Origin of the sequence: Rhodoblastus sp., assembly GCF_041915505.1 — a bacterium.
In the GTDB taxonomy this organism is placed as follows: domain Bacteria; phylum Pseudomonadota; class Alphaproteobacteria; order Rhizobiales; family Beijerinckiaceae; genus Rhodoblastus.
The window spans coordinates 1-3,262 of the sequence record NZ_JAYSBG010000374.1; the positions used below are offsets into that span (position 1 = coordinate 1).

Sequence of the window (3,262 nt, forward strand, 5' to 3'; positions counted from 1 at the left end):
ATCCCCCGCAGCCATTACGTGATCGAAATTCCACGCGCCCTAAATACCAGCGCGTGGGAGACGACTACGGCAGGGAATATGAGCGCCTTAAGTCCGCCAAGGTAGTTTCTAACGGTTAGATACATCGAGGGCGCCGGCAGGCGTCAAAGCCGCTATGGCCTCCTCCGCCGCGCCCAGCCGATCGGGCGCGACAAAGAGCGCATGCCGTCGAAGCTTGTCGTCGCGCGACGCCATGCGACCGTCACACGACGTCGCATAGCTTAATGTTTCACTTTAGGAGAATGATACAACCAATTGTTCTAATTGGTGAGCGCGCTGGGACTCGAACCCAGGACCCTCTGATTAAAAGTCAGATGCTCTACCGGCTGAGCTACGCGCTCTTCGAGGGTGAAACGGGAAGTACAGGGCTTCTCCCCGCCGGTCAATAGCTCATTCCAAGCTATCCCGCGCCCGCCGCCCCTTCCGTTTCGGCGATTTCAGCGCGGCAGCCATCGCTTCGCCAAGGCGAACAGGCGTGGATCGCGCTTGATCGCGGCTTTCGTCGCCGAAGCCGCGATAAAAAGCGGCGCCGCCAGCCGCCCGATCACGGTCGGCGCGTAAAGCGCCTCGACCAGCGGCTCCCCCTCGTCGCAAAAGCCCGTCTTGTAGCGCGCGTCGCCGACGCCAAGATCGAAGGCCGAAAAGTTGCGCGCGCAGGCGTCCAGCACGACGTGGCATAGCAGCAATTCGCCAGGACTCGATTTCGCGATCTCGGGATCGGAATCGTAGGAAATGAACATGCCCTGCAGCCGACCGCCGCAAAGTCCCGCGCCGAAAGTAGCGACGATCCTGTCGTCCAGCGACAGAGCATGGAATTCAACCTCCGCACGCCCTTCGGCGCGACGCGCCAGCGCCCGATAGAAGGCGCGCGTGGATTGGTCCGCCGCCGCCGCCACATGAGCGTCGCGATGGGCGCCCCGGTGCGCGAAATACGCGTCGAGAATGTGCTCCGCCTGCGCGGCGGTCTCGGCCCGGACATGGCGCAATACGCCCATGCCGGCGAGGCGCTTTTCCTTCTTGCGCATTTTCTTGCGCGCGTCCGGGGAGAAATGGGCGGCGAGAAAAGCCTCGCCGTCTCTGTCCAGGCGCGTCGCATAGGCGCGGCTCGCCGCCGGGCGATGCGGCAGCAAGACGAGCGGATTGGCCGCCTCCCGCCAGAACGGAGGCAGGTTCGACAGGCGATAGAGATGCGGCCCCTTGGGCGCCGCGCGCGCGGCCGCGCGCAATACGGCCTTGAGGTCGGGCGCGGAAAAGAGGCGGTCGCCGCGAAACAGGCCGAGATTGTAGTTGGAATGTTTCCCGCCGAGAAATTGCGCGACCCGCAACGGCCCGAAGCGGAACAGGCCGAGCGGCAGCAAGGCGAGCGGCGCGCCGGCCTCGTCGCGCGCGACCACGAAGAACGGCCGCGCCTCGTCGTGAGCGGCGACGCTTTCGAGCCAGGACAGGATGAAGGTTTCGCTCTGATAGAACGAGCCGCAGCTTTCGGGCGACAAAGCGCGCCAGACCTCCAGCGCCTGCGCCGGATCCTCGAACAATTCGACGCGCGCGAAGGCCGGCCGGGGCGAGGCCGCCGCCGGGATGTCGGATGGTTTGAGCGTGCGCTGCGCGGCGACGGACATTCGCGCTTTCCCTGAGCCCGTCCGGCTTATCAATAAAAGGTCAACGCATGCTTGCTAGCTTGATGCAGGATTGGAGTCAGAGCGCCTTGGCCGTCACGGACTGGAAGAAAAACGTCATTGCGGCCGGCTTCGGCCTGTTTCGCGCCACCCGGCTCCACCGGATCGCGGGCGATCTGTTGCGCGGACGCGGCGTCATCCTGACGTTCCACCGGGTCCGCCCGGCCCCGAGCGACCCTTTCCAGCCCAACGCCCTGCTTGAAATCACGCCGGACTTTTTCGACGCCGTGCTGACGCGCCTGCGCGAGACCGGCCTCGCCATCGTCTCGCTCGACGAGGCCCTGTCGCGCCTCGTCACCGGCGAGGGCGGCCCCTTCGCAGTCCTGACCTTCGACGACGGCTATCGCGACCTGATCGAGCATGTCCTGCCGGCTTTGGAGCGCCATGAGGCGCCGGCGACCTTCTATCTCGCGCCGGGCCTCGCCGACCGCACGGCGCGGCTGTGGTGGGTCGAGCTGGAAGAGGCGATCCGCCGGCTCGATGTCGTCGAACTGAATGTCGGCGGCGTGGAAATCGGCCTGCTGGCGACCGACGTGGCGGAGAAGGCGGAAGCCTTCGAGCGGCTCCGCCTTCTCCTGCGCGAGGCCGGCGAGGAAAGGCTGCTGGGCGCCGTCGCCGCGCTCGCCGCCGAGGCGGGCGTCGACGGGCGCGCTTTGGTCGAGGCGTCCTGTCTCGACTGGGACGATGTGCGCGAGCTGGCGGCCCATGATCTCGTCACCATTGGCGCACATTCCCTGACCCATCCGCGCCTCTCAGCGCTGCCGGTCGAGGTCGCGCGGGCGGAAATCGCCGGCAGCCGCGCGCGGCTGGAGCACGAACTCGGCCTGCCCTGCCGTCATTTCGCTTATCCTTACGGCGACGTGGCCGCCGCCGGCCCGCGCGAATTCACGCTGGCGGCCGAAGCCGGCTTCGCCTCGGCGGTCACGACGCGGCCCGGCATGATCTTCCCGGACCATGCGCGTCATCTGCGCGCCCTGCCCCGCCTGTCCGCCAACGGCCTGTGGCAGGATCTTGCTTTTCTCGACGTCCTGCTGTCCGGCGCGCCCTTCTTCCTGTGGAACGGCGGCCGGCGCGTCAATGTCGGCTGAGCGCCCGGTCAGTCGTCGCGCCGCTCCATCCAGCCGATCAGCGGGATCATCGGAAGCGCCCAGCCGAGGCCGAGCAGCGCGAAAATCAGCAGGCGCAGCGCGCCGGATTCGACCTTCAGCGCCGTGACCTGCGCGAGCATCATCGCCGCGAGCGCATAGACGATCACGAAGACGACCATGAAGACCGCGCCGATCAATTTCCGCTGGCGGCTGCGCATTCAAAACTCCATTCCGAACCGGCTCGCGCACACCGGTTCTCTGGCGAGAACCGGTCAGGAGCGAATGCGACGCCGAGCTGATGCGAGGGGCCTCGATGATCGCGATGAGTCGCGATCATCGAAACCTGGTATTGGATGTTCATACCAAGTTCATGGCGAAAGGCGCAAACAGAGCGGGACGCGGCGCATTGCAGCCGACGTCGTCGGGATATTCTGGGAGAAGACGATGCGTATCCTCAAG

At 66.1% G+C, this 3,262-nt stretch carries 3 protein-coding genes and 1 tRNA gene; 1 reads left to right on the forward strand and 3 read right to left on the reverse strand.

Annotated features, from left to right (window positions below; translation table 11 throughout):
• Positions 1-304: 304 nt before the first annotated feature.
• Together ACE3S9_RS17120 and ACE3S9_RS17125 are read right to left on the reverse strand one after the other, a co-directional pair.
• Positions 305-380 (reverse strand) — tRNA-Lys (locus ACE3S9_RS17120).
• Between the two features lie 96 nt (positions 381-476).
• Positions 477-1,658 (reverse strand): GNAT family N-acetyltransferase, encoded by a 1,182-nt coding sequence (locus tag ACE3S9_RS17125; protein WP_374547691.1) that lies wholly within the window; start codon positions 1,656-1,658, stop codon positions 477-479.
• A gap of 47 nt (positions 1,659-1,705) precedes the next feature.
• Between ACE3S9_RS17125 and ACE3S9_RS17130 the strand changes: the two genes are divergently transcribed.
• The gene (locus ACE3S9_RS17130) at positions 1,706-2,803 is read left to right on the forward strand and encodes a polysaccharide deacetylase family protein (RefSeq protein ID WP_374547692.1); all 1,098 of its coding nucleotides are present in this window, start codon (positions 1,706-1,708) and stop codon (positions 2,801-2,803) included.
• A gap of 8 nt (positions 2,804-2,811) precedes the next feature.
• Here the strand turns inward: ACE3S9_RS17130 and ACE3S9_RS17135 are convergent, their stop codons facing one another.
• A complete protein-coding gene (locus ACE3S9_RS17135) occupies positions 2,812-3,021 on the reverse strand; it encodes a DUF2842 domain-containing protein (RefSeq protein WP_374547693.1) in 210 nt (69 codons plus the stop codon).
• Between the last annotated feature and the right edge of the window lie 241 nt (positions 3,022-3,262).